The following is a 17,758-nucleotide window of genomic DNA, read 5'->3' on the forward strand; positions in this document are numbered from 1 at the left end:
AAAGTATTTGATGAAGTGAAAAACGAACCACTAATCAAAATGTTTGATTAGTGGTTCGTTTTTTTGTTGTGGTGAACGTAGGCTTCCTTTGTTTAGCTGCTTCTAGCAGTTGATTGGAGGACAAGGCTCATCCCTTCCGCGGAAAGCGAAGTCTTGTACGGAAATCAACTGCGGTGTCATAAGCGGTTCAGCTCATGTATCCCATTTATTCGTCTTTAGATTGGATTCATTTCGCTATGTCTCAACCTCTTTTTTTATTACTTAGCTAATGGAGGTGCGGAATTAACGTCTTGTATCGTCTCTACAGGAGGATGAAATTCATTTTCCATTTTCGATACAACTACAGTTGCTACACCATTTCCAATTAAGTTTGTAATGGCACGAGCTTCCGACATAAAGCGGTCTACCCCAATTAACAGCGCGATTCCTTCAACTGGAATCATCGGGAATGCAGCAAGCGTAGCTGCTAGTGTAATAAATCCAGAGCCAGTAACTCCGGCAGCTCCTTTAGACGTTAGCATTAAAATACCAAGTAGCGTAATCTCTTGCATTAACGACAGGTCGACTCCATACGCTTGAGCGATAAAGATAGCAGCCATGGATAAGTAGATGGCTGTTCCATCTAGGTTAAATGAGTAACCAGTTGGAATGACAAGTCCTACCACAGATTTTGAACATCCGTACTTCTCCATTTTGTCCATCATTTTTGGCAGTGCAGATTCCGAAGAAGACGTACCTAATACAAGTAGAATTTCTTCTTTAATAAAAGCAATGAATTTAAAAATATTAAATCCATAAATCTTAGCAATGGTTCCAAGTACAAATACAATAAATAAGAACATAGTAATGTAAACAGATCCCATTAAGAAACCGAGTTTTTGAAGAGAGCCTATTCCAAAGTTACCGATCGTATAAGCCATCGCTCCAAACGCCGCAATAGGTGAAAGTTTCATAATCATATTAACAATTCCAAAGAAAATATCTGTACAGCGTTCAAAGAATGTAATGACAGGAGCCGCTTTTTCACCGAGTGTAGCTGTAGCCATTCCAAATAGTACGGCAAAGAATAAGATTGGCAATAATTCACCATTTGCCATTGCCCCAAATACGCTGTCTGGAATAATTCCCATGATAAACTCCATAAAGCCATGCTCCGCTTCAGCTGCTTGCTGCGTATATTGAGTAACATCAGCTCCGCTTGCACCATTGATATTAAATCCAGCCCCAGGTTTGATAAAGTTTACAACGATAATTCCAATTGCTAAGGCAAAAGTAGTGACAATCTCAAAGTATAAAAGAGCTTTACCTCCAATTCGTCCCACTTTCTTTAAATCTCCCATGCTTCCGATACCGATGACCACTGTTAAGAAAATAATTGGGGCAATCACCATCTTAATTAATTTAATGAAGATATCAGCCAATACTTTTAATTTAGCTCCAAATTCAGGAAACATGAAGCCAATTGCAATACCAAGAAGGATACCGATAACAACTTGAACAGTTAGATTTTTAAAACTTAATTTCATACGTAATGCTCCTTTCGAGAGTGTTTTTTTGTTAACGCTTACATTATTCTTATCCTTATATTAACTGATAATTTTAACTATTTATATTTCTGGTGATAATGTTCTTTTTGGTCATTTTGGTCAAAAAAAGTGATGACTATATAGTCATCACTTTTTGCTTTCGATATTTTTTATTTGTTGAATGATATCAAGCGTTTGTTTTGTTGCATTGTTTTCAAACGATTGATAAAGAGAGTTAAACTGTTTTTTCCATTCGGCTTTTTGTAAATCATTTAAGTAATAAACGCGCATGCCAGATTTATTTTTTATTTGCTGCAGCTGTTCATCGTTCATCATTTTTGATTGAGTCCAAATCCAGTTAGTTGTTTCTACCATTGCATCACTTAATAGTTGTTTTACATCTTCAGGGAGGCTGTCCCAATACTTTTCATCCATTAAAACAGCGTAGCCCAAGTATCCATGGTTGCTGATGGTCATATATTTTTGCAGCTCGTACAAACGTTTTGAATAAATATTAGAAATGGTATTTTCCTGTCCATCAAATTCCTGTCGTTCAAGGGATTGATATACTTTATTAAACGAGACAGCCTGAGGCTTGGCGCCAAGAAGTTCGAATTGTTTTTTGATTACTTCACTTGGCATAATGCGAAACGTTTGACCTTGAAAATCTGCTGGATAGAGCAAAGGCTTCGTATTGCTAGTCATTTGTTTAAAGCCGTTGCTCCATAAAGCAAGCCCTTTAATGTTTTTCTCTTGCAGCGTACTTAACAAATCCTGTCCGATTTTACCGGTAAACACTTGTTTTGCCTCGCTGTAATCATCGAAAATGAAGGGAAGATCAAAAAGTTGCCACGTAGGGGAGAGGTCGCTTAGCTTGGAAATGGAAGGTGCAATCATTTGTACATCATTTCGGCGAAGGGCGGCAAGTTCTTCGTCGTCTGAATACAATACACCGTTTGAATATACTTCAATTTTAACTTTACCATCCGATTTTTGATTAACGATTTCAGCAAATTTTTGAGCGGCTAAGCCTTTTGGAGTGTTTTCAGCTACCACATGGCTAAAATTAATCACAATTTGCTTATTTAATCCTTTTTGCTCATCGTCATGATACACATTATCCTGATTTATAACCGTATACTGCAAAAAAACATAGACCATCAAGAAAACGCTGACAATTATACTTGCCCCTATAAACATCTTCAAAATGTCCAACCCCGCGATTCAATAATTTTTCTCTACAAATATTCTAACACGCAATTTCTCAACGTGGTAAAATTAAAATAAACTTCAATCAGCAGTAGGTGTTCCGCTATGATGCGCTTATCGATGCAAACGAAAATGACGGGGTTAATCTTTTTTATCGTGGCCTTTTCGTTGTTTTTAGCAAGTATCGTGGTGATTAATAATTTTGTACAGTCAAAAGAAAATGATTTAGAGCAAAGGGCTTTAATCACTTCGAGAACAGTTGCTGAAATGCCTGAAATTCGAGAAAAAATTGAAAAAGATAGTAAGAACATTAATCAAATTGTAGAGCCGATTCGCATTATTCACGGTGCTTATTATGTAGTAGTTATGAATATGAATCATGAACGTTTGTCTCACCCTTTGCAAAGCATGATTGGAAAAATCTCTAAAGGAGATGATGAGGGACAGGCGTTTGCAGAACATACCTATACCGATAAAGCAAAAGGAGAAGGCGGAATGGTCATTCGCTCTTTTGTGCCCGTTGTAAACGATCAGCATGAACAAGTAGGAGTGGTTGTCTCAGGCTATCTTCTTCCGAAATTTACAGAGGTCATTTTAAGTTTAAAAAAAGAAATCTTTCTTATCTCAGGTCTTGCTCTTTTTTTTGGAGGATGGGGAGCGTGGGCGCTTGCATCTCGTATCAAAAAAGAGATGTTTGAGCTTGAACCTCATGAAATTGCTCGTTTGTTCGTAGAACGAACGGAGACCTTTAATGCCATGCATGAAGGAGTCATTGCCATTGATAAAGAGGAGAATATCACTATTTTTAATCATAAAGCGAAAATTATGATGGATGTACCCGATGAGGTAATTGGAAAAAAGATCTATGATGTGATTCCAGATACAAGGCTTCCAGAAATTCTGCAGCTCAATCAGCCTGTTTATAATCGAGAGCTTCAAGTTCGAAATTTGAATATTTTAAGCAATCGTGTGCCGATTAAGGTTAATAATCACACAGTCGGTGCGGTCGCTATTTTTCAAGACAGAACAGAAGTTAAAAAATTAGCCGAAGAGTTAACAGGAGTTAAATCATTTGTAAGCGCTCTTAGAGTTCAAAACCATGAATACATGAATAAACTTCATACGATTGCAGGGCTTATCCAACTTGGAAATAAAGACAAGGCTCTTCAGTATGTTTTTCAAGTGTCTGAACAGCAAGAAGAGCTCACCCAATTTCTTCATAAGCATATTAAAGATGAAAGTATATCGGGATTGCTGTTGAGCAAAGTCAGCCGTGCCAAAGAACTTGGAATTGAGTTAGCTATCGATCGCCACAGCGAGCTTCACTCATTTCCTCCTTACTTAGATCATCATGATTTTGTGATTATTATTGGTAACTTAATTGAGAACGCTTTTGATTCGTATCAACATATGGAGCGTCGTGAACGGAAGATCTATATAAGTATGGAACAAAATGACGGCATTCTTTCTATACTAGTTGAAGATAACGGGTGTGGCATGAATGAGGATCAAGTAGAGAGAATCTTTGATGAAGGTTTTTCAACCAAAGCAAAGGAAAATAGAGGAATTGGTTTGCATTTAGTAAAACAAATTGTTGAAAAAGGAAACGGTCAGATCGAAGTAGAGTCAGAATTAGATGTTGGAACGACTTTTATCATTACATTCTTTTTATAGGGGGAGTGGGAAATGAATAAAAAAGAATGGACGGTGCTTCTCATAGAAGACGATCCTATGGTACAAGAAGTGAACCGCCAATTTATTGAACAAGTTGAAGGATTCATCGTTATCGCTGCAGCTTCGAATGGTTTAGAGGGGGTACAGCTTATTAAACAGCATCAGCCTGATTTAACGATTATTGATATGTATATGCCTAGTCAAGATGGCTTAACTACCTTACAGCAAATTCGAGCAAATGGCTATAAAACAGACGTGATAGCAGTTACGGCTGCAAGTGATATTGAAACCGTACGGAAAGTTCTTCAATACGGCGCGGTAGATTATATTATGAAACCGTTCAAGTTTGAACGAATGAAGCAAGCGCTTGAGCAGTATCGTTCGTTTCAAGTTAAAATAAGTCAAAAAGAACATATTACTCAGTCTGAATTAGATTCTATGCTGTTTCAGCAATTTGAAGAAAAAGCCGATTTGCTTCCAAAAGGGCTAAATGCGGTTACGCTAAGGAGGATACAACAATATCTTTCCGAACAAAATCATCCAATTTCTGCTGAAGAAGTGGCGGACGGCGTAGGAATTGCGCGTGTTACAGCAAGAAGGTATTTAGAGTTTTTAGAACAGGAAAACGAGCTGAAATTATCAGTTGAATACGGCAGAGTAGGGAGACCTATTAATCGCTATATGTTAAAAATAAATTAAATGATACAAAACAGCTTTTATTTGGAAAAGCTGTTTTTTTGCGTTAGAAAGTATATCTTTTTCTCTCCTAGAACAAATTAAGGTATACAGTTTTCGATATCCAAAGAATATTTCGTGCGGTCATTAATTCATAAAATGTCCCTGAAAAAGGATTAATGGCGGAAAAATTGGGGAATATGCACTTTGACATTTAATTTTAGCACAGGAAGGTTTTGAAACATGGACATATTTTTAGCTGTCTTACCAGCCATATTTTGGGGAAGCATTGTGCTTTTCAATGTGAAACTAGGCGGAGGACCTTATAGTCAAACGCTTGGAACCACATTGGGAGCTTTGATTTTCTCCATCGGTATTTATATTTTTGTACACCCTACGCTTACACCTTTAATCTTTGGGGTTGGAGTTGTATCGGGGCTATTTTGGGCAGTTGGACAAAGTAATCAGCTGAAAAGTATTGATTTAATTGGAGTTTCTAAAACGATGCCTATTTCAACTGGGCTTCAGTTAGTTTCCACTTCATTATTTGGAGTAATTGTGTTTCACGAGTGGTCTACAAAAACTTCAATCATTCTTGGTGTGCTCGCTCTTATCTTTATTATTGTAGGGATTGTTTTAGCATCACTTCAAAGCAAAGAAGAGAAAGAGGCTGAAGAAGGAAAAGGAAACTTCAAAAAAGGAATTGTTATTTTATTAATTTCAACCGTTGGTTATTTAGTTTATGTTGTAGTAGCCCGTCTATTTAATGTAGACGGATGGTCGGCTTTATTACCTCAAGCAATTGGTATGGTTATTGGAGGAGTATTGCTGACGTTTAAGCATAAGCCATTTAATAAATATGCAATTCGCAACATTATCCCAGGTCTTATTTGGGCCGCTGGTAATATGTTTTTATTCATCTCACAACCTAAAGTAGGCGTAGCGACAAGCTTTTCGCTTTCTCAAATGGGAATCGTCATTTCAACATTAGGCGGGATCATCATTTTGGGTGAGAAGAAAACGAAGCGTCAGCTAGTTGGGATTATTATCGGGATTATACTGATCATCATAGCAGGAGTCATGTTAGGGCTCGCCAAAAGCTAACTAGGAGGTTATTAACAATGTATAAAGATTTAGAAGGAAAAGTAGTTGTCATAACAGGTTCATCTACCGGTTTAGGAAAAGCAATGGCGATTCGTTTTGCGACAGAAAAAGCTAAAGTAGTTGTGAATTATCGTTCGAAAGAAGAAGAAGCTAACAGCGTTTTAGAAGAAATAAAAAAAGTCGGCGGAGAGGCAATTGCGGTTAAAGGTGACGTAACAGTTGAGTCTGACGTGATCAATTTAGTTCAATCTGCTATTAAAGAATTTGGAAAGTTAGACGTTATGATTAATAACGCAGGAATGGAAAATCCGGTTTCATCTCATGAAATGTCTTTAAGCGATTGGAATAAAGTAATTGATACGAACTTAACGGGAGCATTTTTAGGCAGCCGTGAAGCGATTAAATATTTTGTGGAAAATGATATTAAGGGAACAGTTATTAACATGTCGAGTGTTCACGAGAAAATTCCTTGGCCATTATTTGTTCATTACGCAGCAAGTAAAGGCGGAATGAAGCTCATGACCGAAACACTTGCATTAGAATACGCTCCAAAAGGTATTCGTGTAAATAACATTGGACCGGGAGCGATTAATACACCGATTAACGCTGAGAAATTTGCTGATCCTGAGCAGCGTGCAGATGTAGAAAGCATGATTCCAATGGGATACATTGGAGAGCCGGAAGAAATTGCAGCGGTTGCTGCATGGCTAGCTTCTTCAGAGGCAAGTTATGTAACAGGGATTACGCTCTTTGCTGACGGCGGTATGACACAGTACCCATCATTCCAAGCAGGACGAGGATAAGAAAAAACGCACTCTATAATAGAGTGCGTTTTTTAGTTTTCCTGAGCTTTTTTTTGGTTCTTAGGAGCTGACTGGTGTTGAATTCGTAAAAAAAGCAAAATCAAAACGATGCAGCCAGTGATGCTGTACATCCCAAGAATAAGCGGCTGCTGTGTATCTGTTCCAGAAGTAATGCCGTGATACAGTGCGAGCAAATAGCCTGGAAAAGCAAGAAAATGAATGGCTTTCCAAGTTTTTCTCCCCAGCTGTTTTATAAAATCGGATGTAATAATCAGTACGAATAAAATGTAGAGTGAAATAGTACCAAGACCTGTGCTAATTGGTTTGTAATCGGAAGTGAACGGAATTAAAATGTCATAAAGTGGAAAATGAATCGATTGATCAAATGATAAAACAAGTCCGTGAATCATGCCAAATAATAACCCGAACCACCCTGATGATTGATGAACCAGCAAGAACTGTTTTTTTCGTTTTGGTTTAAAAAACGAAAAGCTGTGAGAAATGCCAGCGGCAACCGATACAAACATTAGTAAATAAGAAGTTAAGCCGGCTGCCCGAATGGTATTCCAAACGGGAAAGTGGGCACTAAATTGCGCGAGGAGAGTAGCCATAGTGGTATACCTGACCTTTCGCATTTTTTTCGATTAACACCTTGCCTTCTTTTGTAACCGCAATTACCTCTAAAGAAGGGTGATGCATTTTAGCTAATCTTAATCCGGCGTCCCATCCGAGAATAAGCATGCATTTTGCATAGACTTCAGAAACGGTCAAGTCTTCTGAAACAACCGTTGCTTGCAGAAGCTCTGATGAACTAGGCTTGCTGATTCTGCCGTCAATAATATGATGGTGAGTGTGTCCGTTTACTTTCCACAATCGCTTGCCCACACTGCTTGTGGCAATGCCACTGTTGCTCTTTACTTTAATGCTCATGAGATTTTTTGATAAATCAAATGGATGAGAGAGCGCGATAGACCAGTGCTTGCTAGCAGGCCCCCACGTTACAATATCACCGCCTCCATCGATTGCCCCAAGTGAAGTTCCTTTTTTCTTTAATTGATTCGCCATTTGCTGAATGCTCCAACCTTTTGCGATTCCGCCTAAATCCAGACCGACATTAGAAGCAAGCTGAATACTTCTCATTCCTTTATGAATCATAATAGGGTTAACAGCATCAAAAGCTGCTACTTCTTGAGGAAGCTGATTGTTAGGCAGTTGTTCAAAACTTTGGTCATATCCTAGAGTTTGAATAGAATGATACAGAAATGGGTTGAAAATTCCGTTTGTCTCATTGTAATAGTAAGAGGTCGTTTTTACAGCTTCATACAACATTTTTGACGGTAAAAATAATCTTCCGTTCAGCGAATTAAGCTGTGAAAGCTCGCTTGTTGGAAGAAAGCGGCTTAGCGTTTCTTCTACAAGATAACACCAGCTCTCCACTTTTTGGCTGACAGGTGTTTCAAGCTGGTATACGTTAAATGTAGTATTCATTGCTTTAAATGAGTAGCTCATTACATCACATCCTTAAGAAGGTCTTGACTGCATAGAAGAATCATCGTTATTGCCCCAATTATCCTGACTATTTCCGGAATCATCATTAGACCACTGATCTTGCTGGCTACTTGAATCATCGTCTGACCATTGACCACTTTGTTCACTAGAACTGTCATTTGACCATTGATCTTGCCCGTTAGTTCCATTGTCCATATTGGAGTCGGATCCTGAATCTGGAAATAGGTCCGTCTCATCTTCCGTTTGAGTTTGAGATGAATTATCGGCTGATGTATCGTTATTTAGTGCTGTAGCTGTTGAATTTGTTTGATCATATTTTTGAGAAAGTCCTACAAAAGTGGTAAATGCAGCAACGCTCGATAAACCAACCATCCATTTTGTCCATTTATTAGCTGCCATTGATAGGCTCCTTTTATCTTTCATATTTTGCAACTGAACACTGAAGAAAAACTGCAGTGGAAGGTAACATTCATCGTTCAATTGTTATAGTTCAATATAGACAGAAAAAATGAAAAAATAGTGAAATAGATGTAGGTTGGATTATTTTTGTAGGAAATTCAGTGAATTATTAGATTAAAAAAGGGTTGTTCTTTTTAGAACAACCCTTTTTTAATCAGCGATAAATCTTACTAATTGATACGTAATAAACCGTTAACTGCACAAGAGAAAGAAGCAAAAGAACGGCAATGGGATAGAAGCTAAAAGAATTAGGCAACAGCGGATAAAAAGCTATTAATATAGCACCTATAGGAATAGAAAATAGGAGAAAAACAAAGGCTTTTTTACAAGCTTCTGCTGTTATCATCTTTTCACGTTCATCTTCTTCTGCAAATTCAAAAGGAAATAATAAAGGCGAAACGTTCTTCGTCTTTTTACGCGCGCGGTAGTAAAAAAATGAGACAATTAAAAGGACAATTAAAGAAGCAAAAGAGCCTATAGACATAGTAATTTCCCACGGGGGTTCAGGGTCGGTCATAACTTCACTAAATTGAATATTTAGGCTTAAAAAATCATATAAAAACCACCCTACGCATAACAGAGACACTACATTCAATAAATAAGATTTAATAACATTACTCAATATTTTTCTCCTCCTTTTGAAGTCTAAAAACATCTTCCATTTTTAATTGAAAGACATCACAAATTGTTAAACCAAGTAGTAGGGAGGGAACGTAATTTCCCTTTTCAATAGCTGCAATGGTTTGGCGAGTGGCTCCAACTTTTTCAGCTAAATCTCCTTGTGTATATCCATGTTTAGCTCTAAGCTCTTTTACGTGATTAATAAGAGTCAATATGATCACCCGCTGCCTTTTTAATAAATTTGTTAAGTTGATTTAACATTATGTAAAGTTAATTTAACACCAATGGGATGATTTTTCAATAAGTAATGGATAAAAAATACAAAAAAGATCCTAGAAGAATTCTTCAGGATCTTTTTTGTTAATAAATTTCTTTAATGCCAGACAAACGAATGGAAAAAATGTTTTGTTTTTCATCTCGTAGGGAGAGGGTTTGGTCGGTTAGGTTTAAATTTTGGATTTTTCCTTTGAAGGTTTGAAGCAGGCCATTTTCGTAATAATTCACGGTTACATGTTTGTTTTTCTTTAGCGCTTTTAAAATCATTTATTCATCTCCTTTCATGTGTGCATCTGTTATGAAAAGAAAGCTGTGGCTTAAGCATAGGAATTTGGAGAATGCTCAAGGCAGAATTATTATTATACAGCAAGATGAGAATAGTTTGTAGATAAATTGTGAAAAAATGCACAAGTTTGCAGTACGGGTGTTGCAACAGAATACAGTATATGAGGGGAGAAGGGGTTTTATGATAAAAAAAGGTGATTTTAGTTTATTTATTTGTGGGTATTAGGTAAACTAGTAGATGAATTTAAAGAATCTATCTATAGTTGTGAAGGCTAGGATTTCATTTAATTTTCATTTTCTATGAGTATAATGATAAAGGTTTTCTATATGTTCTTTGTGAATCTACTCATAAACTAATCGAGAAAGGAAAATCAAAATGAAGCGAATCGTTTCTAAGCCGCTGCACTATTTCATATTAGCCGCTGTTTTAATGTGGATAAAGTCGTACGTGGCTTATAAAACTGAATTTAACTTAGGCGTAAGCGGCGTAATGCAGCAAATACTGCTGTTCATAAACCCTGTGAGTTCAGTGCTGATTTTTTTAGGAATCGGCTTATTTTTTAAAGGAAAGAAAGCAGGAGCTTGGATTCTTGCAGGCAGTTTCATTATGACGCTGCTGTTATACAGCAACATTCTCTACTATCGTTTTTTTAACGATTTTGTAACGCTTCCTACACTATTGCAGACAAGTAATGCGGGAAGTATGGGCGGAAGCATTATGGATTTATTAAAAGCACATGATGTTTTTTATTTTGTTGATTTTATTATTTATTTTTTCTTCTTTTTTAGTAAAAAAATTGACTGGCATAATGAAAAAGTATCGGTTAAGAATGCTGTAACTATTCTTTCTTTAGGATTCATGGTCTTTTCTGTCAACTTAACATTAGCAGAAATTGATCGCCCGCAGCTTCTATCTCGAACTTTTGACCGCAATTATTTAGTAAAGTATCTAGGCGCCTATAATTATACGATGTATGACGGTGTTCAAACTGCTCAAAACTCTAAACAGCGAGCTTTTGCAAGCAGCAATGATTTAACAAACGTCGTTAATTTTAAAAACAGTCATTATGCGGAACCTAATTCTGTTTATTTTGGAAAAGCTAAAGGGAAAAATATTATTAAAATTCATTTGGAATCATTTCAGTCTTTTTTAATTGATTACAAATTAAATGGCCAGGAAGTGACACCTTTCTTAAATTCGTTGGCCCATGGAAATGACTTTACGTATTTTGATAACTTCTTTCATCAAACAGGACAAGGAAAAACATCAGATGCTGAGCTGATGATGGACAACTCTCTATACGGCCTTCCTCAAGGTTCTGCCTTTGTACTGAAAGGAAGCAATACGTATCAGGCAGCACCAGCTATTTTAGATCAAAAAGCTGGCTATACGAGCGCTGTGCTGCACGGAGACTATAAGACGTTTTGGAACCGTAACGAAATTTACAAGCAGTTCGGTGTAGATAAGTTCTTTGATGCAAGTTATTACAATATGACGGGTGAAAATAAAATTAATTATGGCTTAAAAGACAAACCGTTCTTTAAAGAATCTGTTCCAATGCTGCAGTCTTTACCACAGCCGTTCTATGCGCATTTAATTACGTTAACAAATCATTTTCCATTTTTACTTGGAAACAATGAGGCAAGCATACAGCCGGCTAACACAGGCGATGCAACAGTTGACCGTTATTTCCAAACGGCTCGTTATTTAGACGAATCATTGCAATCTTTCTTCCAAGAACTGAAAGCTTCTGGGCTTTATGATAATTCTGTAATTATGATTTATGGAGATCACTACGGTATTTCTGAAAATCATAATGCGGCAATGGAAAAAGTAATGGGAAAAGAAATTACGCCTTATGAAAATGCTCAGCTGCAGCGTGTACCTCTATTCATTCACGTTCCTGGAGTGAAAGGCGGAGTTAATCATACGTACGGTGGAGAAATTGACGTTGTGCCAACTCTTCTTCATTTAGTAGGGATTGACAGCAAAGAGTTTATCCAATTTGGCACAGATTTATTTTCTAAGGATCATGATGATGTAGTGGCATTCCGCAATGGCAACTACGTATCTCCGAAATATACATTAGTGGATGGAACGTATTATGATTCTAAGACGGGCCAAGCGCTTAAAGAAAATAATCAAATGAAAGCTTATAAACAGAAGGTAGCGAAAGAACTGGAATTATCTGATCAAGTGCTTTATGGAGACTTACTTCGTTTCCACAAGCTGAAGGATTTCCAAACAGTCGACCCTTCGAAATATATGTACGGGAAAGAAGAAACAGAAACATCAGCTAAATAAAGCTAAAATCAAAAGAACATGATGACTTCTGCAAAACAGAATGAACATCATGTTCTTTTTTACTGTAAACTATTCATCAATAAATTTCTTTAATTCCCGATAAGCGAATAGAGAAAGTATTTTGCTGTTCATCTTTTAATGAAAGCGTTTGGTCTGTTAAATCTAGGCGCTGTACTTTTCCTTTAAACGTTTGAAGCAAACCGTTTTTATAATAGTTAATTGTAACGGCCCCGTTTTTTCTTAATGCTTTTAAAATCATTTTCAAAACTCCTTCCATATTTAAAATGTGTATGATTAACAAGCTGTAACATTCATTTTCATTTGCATATTTTTATTATACACAAAAATAGAAAGCGTTTTCACTTAAAGTTTGAACACTTTGTGAAAACTTTAACAGAGAATGTGACAAATACATACATAAACTGATTTATTTGTCGTATTCATCATAAAACACATTTATGAAAGGAGTGTTAAGAACGTGTTAAAACTTTATGGATGGAAGAATATTATAAAATATCGTTTGAAATGTCGTAGTGAATCCATTCATCGTTCGTTACATTTCCGCCCATTTTTCTGTAAAGCATTTGGGCTCTCGTATTATCATAAGCCGTTTCCCAAGACATAGCTGCATACTGATGTTCTTTTGTATACTGATGACTGGCCGAAAATAACTTTTCTCCAATTTTTTGTCCTCTTGCTTTTTCAGTAACGTACAAGTCATTTAAGATCGCTACAGGCTTTACACGCGTGGTGCTAAATGTAAAATAAAGCGTCGAAAACCCTACTGCCTCGTCATTTTGAGTCGCGATAAACTGAACGCCAGCATCCGGATGGTGAAACAAGTGATTAATTAAATTTCTCAGCTGCTTTTTGGTAGGCTGAGGGCGCTTGTAAAAATCAACAATGTATTCGTTCATTAATGAAATAAGTGCTTCCATGTCAGCGGCATTAGCTTGACGAATTGTAATAGTAGTCATTAAATCTTCTCCTTTTTAATCAGATGATCTACACTTATAGTAAAAGAAATGTATCCCCTCTAAAAGAGCCAGATTTGAAAAATAAAATAGGGACAGATGAAAGGAGCTAGCGTGAAGTTCACACCTTTATTAAACCGCAAAGATGATATGCCTTTGTATCACCAGCTATATGAATATATAAAAAAAGAAATTGTATCCAGCAGGGTTGAAGTAAATGACAAACTGCCGTCTATCCGGTCTCTTGCTGATTACTTGAATGTAAGTCGAAATACTGTAGATATGGCCTATCAGCAGCTTTTAGCTGAAGGATATGTAGAAAGCAGGCCCAAAAGTGGACTGTACGTAACGAATACACAGTTTGATTTACTGCAAACAGATAAAAAGCCGACTGTATTTTTACACCCTCACTCAGAAACAAAGTTGTGTACCTATGATTTTCGGTATGGAAAAGTTGATAGCCGTTTGTTTCCCTTGAATGAGTGGAAAAAACGATACAATGAAAGTCTTCAAACTTATAGAGAAGCGCTGTTCACGTACCAAGAAAGTCAAGGAGAAGAATCACTGCGAGAAGAAATTGCGACGTACCTTTATCAGTCAAGAGGAGTGGTTTGTTCAAAACATCAAATTATTATTGGAGCAGGTACGCAGCAATCACTCAGTTTATTAGCGCAGATGTTAAAGCAAAGCATCAGAGATATTGCCTTTGAAAATCCTTGTTATGACGGGGCTAGCTTTGTATTTAAGCAGCATGGATTTTCCTTAAAACCCGTGTCGCTTAATAACAAAGGTATAAACATCCAAGAGCTTTATGATAGCCTAGCACGAGCTGTTTATGTTACACCATCTCATCAGTTTCCATACGGAATGATCATGCCTGTTTCAAGAAGAATAGAGCTTCTTAAATGGGCGAATGACCGCAACGGGTTTATTATTGAAGATGATTATGACGGAGAATTTCGTTATAAAGGCTCCCCCATCCCTTCATTGCAAAGCTTAGACACTAAGGGGCGTGTCATTTATACGGGTACATTTTCAAAATCTTTTATGCCTTCTTTAAGAATCAGCTACCTTGTACTACCTGAAGTTCTTCTAAAAGAATATCATGAACGTTTCTCTTTATACGAGCAAGCTGTTCCAACTCTCCATCAACAGACGCTCGGGCTGATAATGAAAAATGGAGAGTGGAGTAAGCATTTAAGAAGAGTGAGAACTGCTTATCAACTGAAACACGGTACTCTTTTAGCAGCTTTACAGAAGGGGTTTAACAAAAACATCACGGTGTCAGGAGAATCTGCAGGTTTGCATATACTTGTACGCGTGCACAACGATATGAACGAACAGCAATTAATTAACGCAGCTCGAAAGCAAGATGTCTCCGTCTACGGTACCTCTCGTTATTGGCTTACGGAAGTACCTAAACAAAAGCCTCATATTTTGTTAGGCTTCGGGAGTTTAGGGAGAGAAGAAATAGAAGAAGGAATAAAACGATTAAAAAAAGCTTGGTTATAAATCCATGCTCGTTTTTTCGGTTTCTTGACAAAAGTTGCCTAGTCCTTTAGACTTTTTTGCATATATTTTAAATTATCTGAAAGGAGGATAGGGTAATCGAAGCTAACTGCTAGTGGACAACCCTAGATTAAACAATGAATCCTATCCAACAAATTTTACATACATTCCCTGTGATTGTACTAGATGGTGCAATGGCAACTGAACTTGAAAGATATGGCTGTGATTTAAACGACAGCTTATGGTCTGCAAAAGTGTTGATGGAGCAGCCGGAACTGATTAAGAGAGTCCACCAAGATTACTTTGCAGCGGGAGCTGACTGTGCAATTACAGCAAGTTATCAAAGTACATTTGAAGGTTTTGCTAAACGTGGTTTGAGTGAAGCAGAGGCTCGCGAGTTAATTCAAGCATCTGTAAAAATTGCGGCTGAAGCAAGAGATGAATTTTGGCAGCAAGAAGAGAATCGTCGTAATCGTCCAAAACCAATTGTCGCCGCTTCGGTAGGGCCTTACGGAGCATTTTTAGCAAACGGATCGGAATATACTGGACAGTATGACGTAACAGAAGAAGAGTTAATGGAATTTCATCGTCCTCGTATGAAAGCATTAATTGAAGCAGGAGCGGACGTGTTAGCTTGTGAAACCATTCCTAATGTAATGGAAGCAAGAGCCATTGCGAGGCTGCTAGAAGAGTTTGAAGGAGCGTACGCATGGATTACGTTCAGCGCAAAAGATGATCTGCACATTAGCAGCGGAACATTAATCTCGGAGTGTGCACGCTACCTGGATTCCTATGAGCAAGTAGCGGCCCTTGGAGTTAACTGTACGCCGCCTCAATATATTTCTTCACTTATTAAAGAAATTAAATCTCAAACGGATAAGCCGGTCATTGTGTATCCAAATTCAGGGGAGCATTATGATGCTGAATCTAAAACATGGAACGGGACATCTGCGGGCGAAACGTATGGTTGCAGCGCTCACAGCTGGTATGAAGCAGGTGCTCAGTTAATCGGAGGGTGCTGTCGTACAACTCCAGATGATATCAAAGGCATTACAAAATGGGCTAGAAAATAACAGATTGAAAGAAAGAGAATGTGAGAAAAGTGTTTCGCTAACGTTAAACACGAACGATCTATCAAAAATAGATAGTTCGTGTTTTTTATGGTCATGGTGAACGTAGGTTTCGTGTGCGCAGGTCCTTCTAGCTGTTGGTTGGAGGGCAAGGCGAAGACTCCCGCGGAAAGCGGAGCCTTGCACGGAAATAAACAGCGGTGTCACAAGCAGTTCAGCTCATTTATTCCCATTTTCCGTCTGTAGATTGGATTCATTTTATTATGTCCCAACCTTTTTTTTTCTGTAAAATAAAAGAATACAAGTTGAAAAATCTTTATTTGAACGAAAGAAGGGATGATGAAAGTGAAAGATATTAAAAATATTTATTGTGTAGGCCGGAACTACGCACTGCATGCAAAAGAATTACATAATGATATTCCAACATCACCTTTTTTATTTTCCAAACCTACTCACGCTCTCGTTGAAGCAGCTGGACAATCAATTACTCTTCCTAGCGACCAAGGAGAGGTGCACTTTGAAACTGAACTTATTCTTCATATTGGACAATCTTACAAAGAAGGCATAACAGTGGATGAACTTGTTGACGAGATGACGATTGGATTAGACTTGACGCTTCGAGACGTGCAGAGCGAATTAAAACAAAAAAAGCACCCTTGGCTGCTTGCAAAAGGATTCAAACATTCAGCGGTCGTGGGAAACTTTATTCCATTTGAAGGAGTAGAAGCATCTAAGAAGAAAGACTTTTCGCTAGTGAAAAACAATGAACGCGTGCAGCTGGGGAATATTAAAAATTTGATTTTTGACTTACAAACGATTATTGATTTTACAGGAAAACATTTTGGTCTTGATAAAGGAGATCTTATTTTTACAGGGACACCTGAGGGAGTAGGTCCGCTTTCTCATCATGATGAGCTTTCACTTAAATGGGGACAGCAAGAGCTTGGTTCCTGCATCATTTCCTTTCGTTAACAAAAAGAGGCCGGGACAAAAGTAGTTTAGTTGAAGGAAGATCCGAACGATGAATCGAGATTCTTGATAGAGAATCCAACTCGTTCGGATTTTTTATTGTGATGGTGAACGTAGATTATATATTTGCTTCTAGCTGTCGATTAGAGGGCAAAGCGAAGACTCCTGCGGGGGAAGTGGAATGGATGAGACCCTGCAGGGGCGTAAGCGACGAGGATGCTCAGCGGCCGCCCTCGGAAAGCGAAGTCTTGCACGGAAATCAACAGCGGCGTACCACGCAGTCCAAATCATTTATCCCATTTGTTCGTATTTAGATTGTCTTGATTTCGTTATGCCTCAATCTTTTTTTTTTGCGAAGTCTTAATTTTTTAGCCTTCAGAATGAATTTAATATTCAATGGGAAAGCTGTTTCTATCTCCTGTAGAAAACGAGGTCCTCAGCATGATGCTCTTAATCCTTACAACGGTGATTTCTATTTTGAGCGTACTAGTTATGCCAAAACGTATCAGCTGGATAGAAATGTACACAACTTCTTTGTTTGTCATGTTTTTAGGATCAGTAGCAGATGTATATCTTGATGTTAAATATAATCTTTATGGATTCTTTACAAAAGGAGTACCCAAACAGAAGTGTTTTATTATAACGAATGGAAGACGCTATACTCATTTTTTTGCTATCCTTTTCTTTATATAGCAATGGTTTTAAATTTAAAAATGATACGCAGGCTTCAGATTATCGATAAACAAAAATAGAAATAAAAAAAAGTAATGATAAATCATAAAAAAATGAT

The 17,758-nt window shown here is 37.4% G+C and carries 20 protein-coding genes; 10 read left to right on the top strand and 10 right to left on the bottom strand.

Going from position 1 to position 17,758, the window contains the following annotated elements; all coding sequences use genetic code 11:
• Positions 1 to 257: 257 nt before the first annotated feature.
• Both JNUCC25_RS04285 and JNUCC25_RS04290 read right to left on the bottom strand, forming a co-directional pair.
• Positions 258 to 1,526, bottom strand: a complete 1,269-nt coding sequence (locus tag JNUCC25_RS04285) for a dicarboxylate/amino acid:cation symporter (RefSeq protein WP_013055541.1) — start codon at positions 1,524 to 1,526, stop codon at positions 258 to 260.
• Between the two features lie 147 nt (positions 1,527 to 1,673).
• Positions 1,674 to 2,732: a DctP family TRAP transporter solute-binding subunit gene (locus JNUCC25_RS04290; protein WP_263033161.1), complete on the bottom strand. Its 1,059-nt coding sequence runs from the start codon at positions 2,730 to 2,732 to the stop codon at positions 1,674 to 1,676.
• A gap of 108 nt (positions 2,733 to 2,840) precedes the next feature.
• On the opposite strand from JNUCC25_RS04290, the gene JNUCC25_RS04295 reads away from it, so the two are divergent.
• The 4 genes from JNUCC25_RS04295 (at position 2,841) to gdh (ending at position 6,991) form a co-directional block, all read left to right on the top strand.
• Positions 2,841 to 4,409 carry an ATP-binding protein gene (locus JNUCC25_RS04295; RefSeq protein WP_029324833.1) on the top strand — a complete coding sequence of 523 codons (1,569 nt, stop codon included), beginning with the start codon at positions 2,841 to 2,843 and terminating at the stop codon, positions 4,407 to 4,409.
• A 12-nt stretch (positions 4,410 to 4,421) separates the two neighbouring features.
• On the top strand, positions 4,422 to 5,108 hold the full coding sequence (locus JNUCC25_RS04300) for a response regulator (protein WP_013055544.1): 687 nt from the start codon (positions 4,422 to 4,424) through the stop codon (positions 5,106 to 5,108).
• A gap of 219 nt (positions 5,109 to 5,327) precedes the next feature.
• Entirely contained in the window at positions 5,328 to 6,188 is an 861-nt protein-coding gene (locus JNUCC25_RS04305) for a RhaT/GlcU family sugar-proton symporter (RefSeq protein ID WP_028407570.1), read from the top strand.
• A gap of 17 nt (positions 6,189 to 6,205) precedes the next feature.
• On the top strand, positions 6,206 to 6,991 hold the full coding sequence (gdh, locus tag JNUCC25_RS04310; RefSeq protein ID WP_013055546.1) for a glucose 1-dehydrogenase: 786 nt from the start codon (positions 6,206 to 6,208) through the stop codon (positions 6,989 to 6,991).
• A gap of 32 nt (positions 6,992 to 7,023) precedes the next feature.
• Here the strand turns inward: gdh and JNUCC25_RS04315 are convergent, their stop codons facing one another.
• The 6 genes from JNUCC25_RS04315 to JNUCC25_RS04340 all read right to left on the bottom strand — a co-directional run bounded on the left by JNUCC25_RS04315 (position 7,024) and on the right by JNUCC25_RS04340 (position 10,123).
• The gene (locus JNUCC25_RS04315; RefSeq protein WP_029324835.1) at positions 7,024 to 7,602 is read right to left on the bottom strand and encodes a ferric reductase-like transmembrane domain-containing protein; all 579 of its coding nucleotides are present in this window, start codon (positions 7,600 to 7,602) and stop codon (positions 7,024 to 7,026) included.
• Positions 7,577 to 8,500, bottom strand: coding sequence for an FAD:protein FMN transferase (locus JNUCC25_RS04320; protein ID WP_064471333.1), 924 nt, complete (start codon positions 8,498 to 8,500; stop codon positions 7,577 to 7,579). Before JNUCC25_RS04320 ends, JNUCC25_RS04315 begins: the two co-directional genes overlap by 26 nt.
• A gap of 12 nt (positions 8,501 to 8,512) precedes the next feature.
• Positions 8,513 to 8,980: a hypothetical protein gene (locus JNUCC25_RS04325; RefSeq protein ID WP_318251991.1), complete on the bottom strand. Its 468-nt coding sequence runs from the start codon at positions 8,978 to 8,980 to the stop codon at positions 8,513 to 8,515.
• 133 nt (positions 8,981 to 9,113) lie between these two features.
• A complete protein-coding gene (locus JNUCC25_RS04330; RefSeq protein WP_223268937.1) occupies positions 9,114 to 9,581 on the bottom strand; it encodes an MFS transporter in 468 nt (155 codons plus the stop codon).
• Positions 9,574 to 9,792, bottom strand: a complete 219-nt coding sequence (locus JNUCC25_RS04335) for a helix-turn-helix transcriptional regulator (RefSeq protein ID WP_013055551.1) — start codon at positions 9,790 to 9,792, stop codon at positions 9,574 to 9,576. Before JNUCC25_RS04335 ends, JNUCC25_RS04330 begins: the two co-directional genes overlap by 8 nt.
• A gap of 148 nt (positions 9,793 to 9,940) precedes the next feature.
• Positions 9,941 to 10,123 (bottom strand): YolD-like family protein, encoded by a 183-nt coding sequence (locus JNUCC25_RS04340; RefSeq protein WP_013081871.1) that lies wholly within the window; start codon positions 10,121 to 10,123, stop codon positions 9,941 to 9,943.
• Positions 10,124 to 10,517: 394 nt separating this feature from the next.
• Here JNUCC25_RS04340 and JNUCC25_RS04345 point away from each other — a divergent pair, with 394 nt between their 5' ends.
• Positions 10,518 to 12,446, top strand: a complete 1,929-nt coding sequence (locus tag JNUCC25_RS04345; RefSeq protein WP_029324836.1) for an LTA synthase family protein — start codon at positions 10,518 to 10,520, stop codon at positions 12,444 to 12,446.
• A gap of 76 nt (positions 12,447 to 12,522) precedes the next feature.
• Here JNUCC25_RS04345 and JNUCC25_RS04350 read toward each other — a convergent pair whose 3' ends face one another.
• Together JNUCC25_RS04350 and JNUCC25_RS04355 are read right to left on the bottom strand one after the other, a co-directional pair.
• Positions 12,523 to 12,723: a YolD-like family protein gene (locus JNUCC25_RS04350; RefSeq protein WP_074893948.1), complete on the bottom strand. Its 201-nt coding sequence runs from the start codon at positions 12,721 to 12,723 to the stop codon at positions 12,523 to 12,525.
• A 229-nt stretch (positions 12,724 to 12,952) separates the two neighbouring features.
• The gene (locus tag JNUCC25_RS04355; RefSeq protein WP_029324837.1) at positions 12,953 to 13,423 is read right to left on the bottom strand and encodes a GNAT family N-acetyltransferase; all 471 of its coding nucleotides are present in this window, start codon (positions 13,421 to 13,423) and stop codon (positions 12,953 to 12,955) included.
• 111 nt (positions 13,424 to 13,534) lie between these two features.
• On the opposite strand from JNUCC25_RS04355, the gene pdxR reads away from it, so the two are divergent.
• From pdxR to JNUCC25_RS04380, 5 genes are all read left to right on the top strand, one after another.
• On the top strand, positions 13,535 to 14,932 hold the full coding sequence (gene pdxR, locus JNUCC25_RS04360) for a MocR-like pyridoxine biosynthesis transcription factor PdxR (RefSeq protein WP_064471334.1): 1,398 nt from the start codon (positions 13,535 to 13,537) through the stop codon (positions 14,930 to 14,932).
• A gap of 134 nt (positions 14,933 to 15,066) precedes the next feature.
• A complete protein-coding gene (gene mmuM / locus JNUCC25_RS04365; protein WP_013055555.1) occupies positions 15,067 to 16,002 on the top strand; it encodes a homocysteine S-methyltransferase in 936 nt (311 codons plus the stop codon).
• Between the two features lie 336 nt (positions 16,003 to 16,338).
• Complete coding sequence (locus tag JNUCC25_RS04370) at positions 16,339 to 16,971, top strand: fumarylacetoacetate hydrolase family protein (RefSeq protein WP_035439371.1); 633 nt, start codon at positions 16,339 to 16,341, stop codon at positions 16,969 to 16,971.
• Positions 16,972 to 17,149: 178 nt separating this feature from the next.
• Positions 17,150 to 17,332: a hypothetical protein gene (locus JNUCC25_RS04375; protein ID WP_078081497.1), complete on the top strand. Its 183-nt coding sequence runs from the start codon at positions 17,150 to 17,152 to the stop codon at positions 17,330 to 17,332.
• A gap of 77 nt (positions 17,333 to 17,409) precedes the next feature.
• Positions 17,410 to 17,661: a hypothetical protein gene (locus JNUCC25_RS04380; protein WP_454222823.1), complete on the top strand. Its 252-nt coding sequence runs from the start codon at positions 17,410 to 17,412 to the stop codon at positions 17,659 to 17,661.
• The last annotated feature ends 97 nt before the right edge of the window (positions 17,662 to 17,758 follow it).

The organism is Priestia sp. JNUCC 25, from assembly GCF_053667915.1.

Bases quoted from the DNA above. Each gene is read 5' to 3' on its own strand.
- JNUCC25_RS04285 (WP_013055541.1), bottom strand. From the start codon at position 1,526: ATGAAATTAAGTTTTAAAAATCTAACTGTTCAAGTTGTTATCGGTATC.
- JNUCC25_RS04295 (WP_029324833.1), top strand. From the start codon at position 2,841: ATGATGCGCTTATCGATGCAAACGAAAATGACGGGGTTAATCTTTTTT.
- JNUCC25_RS04300 (WP_013055544.1), top strand. From the start codon at position 4,422: ATGAATAAAAAAGAATGGACGGTGCTTCTCATAGAAGACGATCCTATG.
- JNUCC25_RS04305 (WP_028407570.1), top strand. From the start codon at position 5,328: ATGGACATATTTTTAGCTGTCTTACCAGCCATATTTTGGGGAAGCATT.
- gdh (WP_013055546.1), top strand. From the start codon at position 6,206: ATGTATAAAGATTTAGAAGGAAAAGTAGTTGTCATAACAGGTTCATCT.
- JNUCC25_RS04315 (WP_029324835.1), bottom strand. From the start codon at position 7,602: ATGGCTACTCTCCTCGCGCAATTTAGTGCCCACTTTCCCGTTTGGAAT.
- JNUCC25_RS04320 (WP_064471333.1), bottom strand. From the start codon at position 8,500: ATGAGCTACTCATTTAAAGCAATGAATACTACATTTAACGTATACCAG.
- JNUCC25_RS04340 (WP_013081871.1), bottom strand. From the start codon at position 10,123: ATGATTTTAAAAGCGCTAAAGAAAAACAAACATGTAACCGTGAATTAT.
- JNUCC25_RS04345 (WP_029324836.1), top strand. From the start codon at position 10,518: ATGAAGCGAATCGTTTCTAAGCCGCTGCACTATTTCATATTAGCCGCT.
- JNUCC25_RS04350 (WP_074893948.1), bottom strand. From the start codon at position 12,723: ATGGAAGGAGTTTTGAAAATGATTTTAAAAGCATTAAGAAAAAACGGG.
- JNUCC25_RS04355 (WP_029324837.1), bottom strand. From the start codon at position 13,423: ATGACTACTATTACAATTCGTCAAGCTAATGCCGCTGACATGGAAGCA.
- mmuM (WP_013055555.1), top strand. From the start codon at position 15,067: ATGAATCCTATCCAACAAATTTTACATACATTCCCTGTGATTGTACTA.
- JNUCC25_RS04370 (WP_035439371.1), top strand. From the start codon at position 16,339: ATGAAAGTGAAAGATATTAAAAATATTTATTGTGTAGGCCGGAACTAC.
- JNUCC25_RS04375 (WP_078081497.1), top strand. From the start codon at position 17,150: ATGGATGAGACCCTGCAGGGGCGTAAGCGACGAGGATGCTCAGCGGCC.
- JNUCC25_RS04380 (WP_454222823.1), top strand. From the start codon at position 17,410: ATGATGCTCTTAATCCTTACAACGGTGATTTCTATTTTGAGCGTACTA.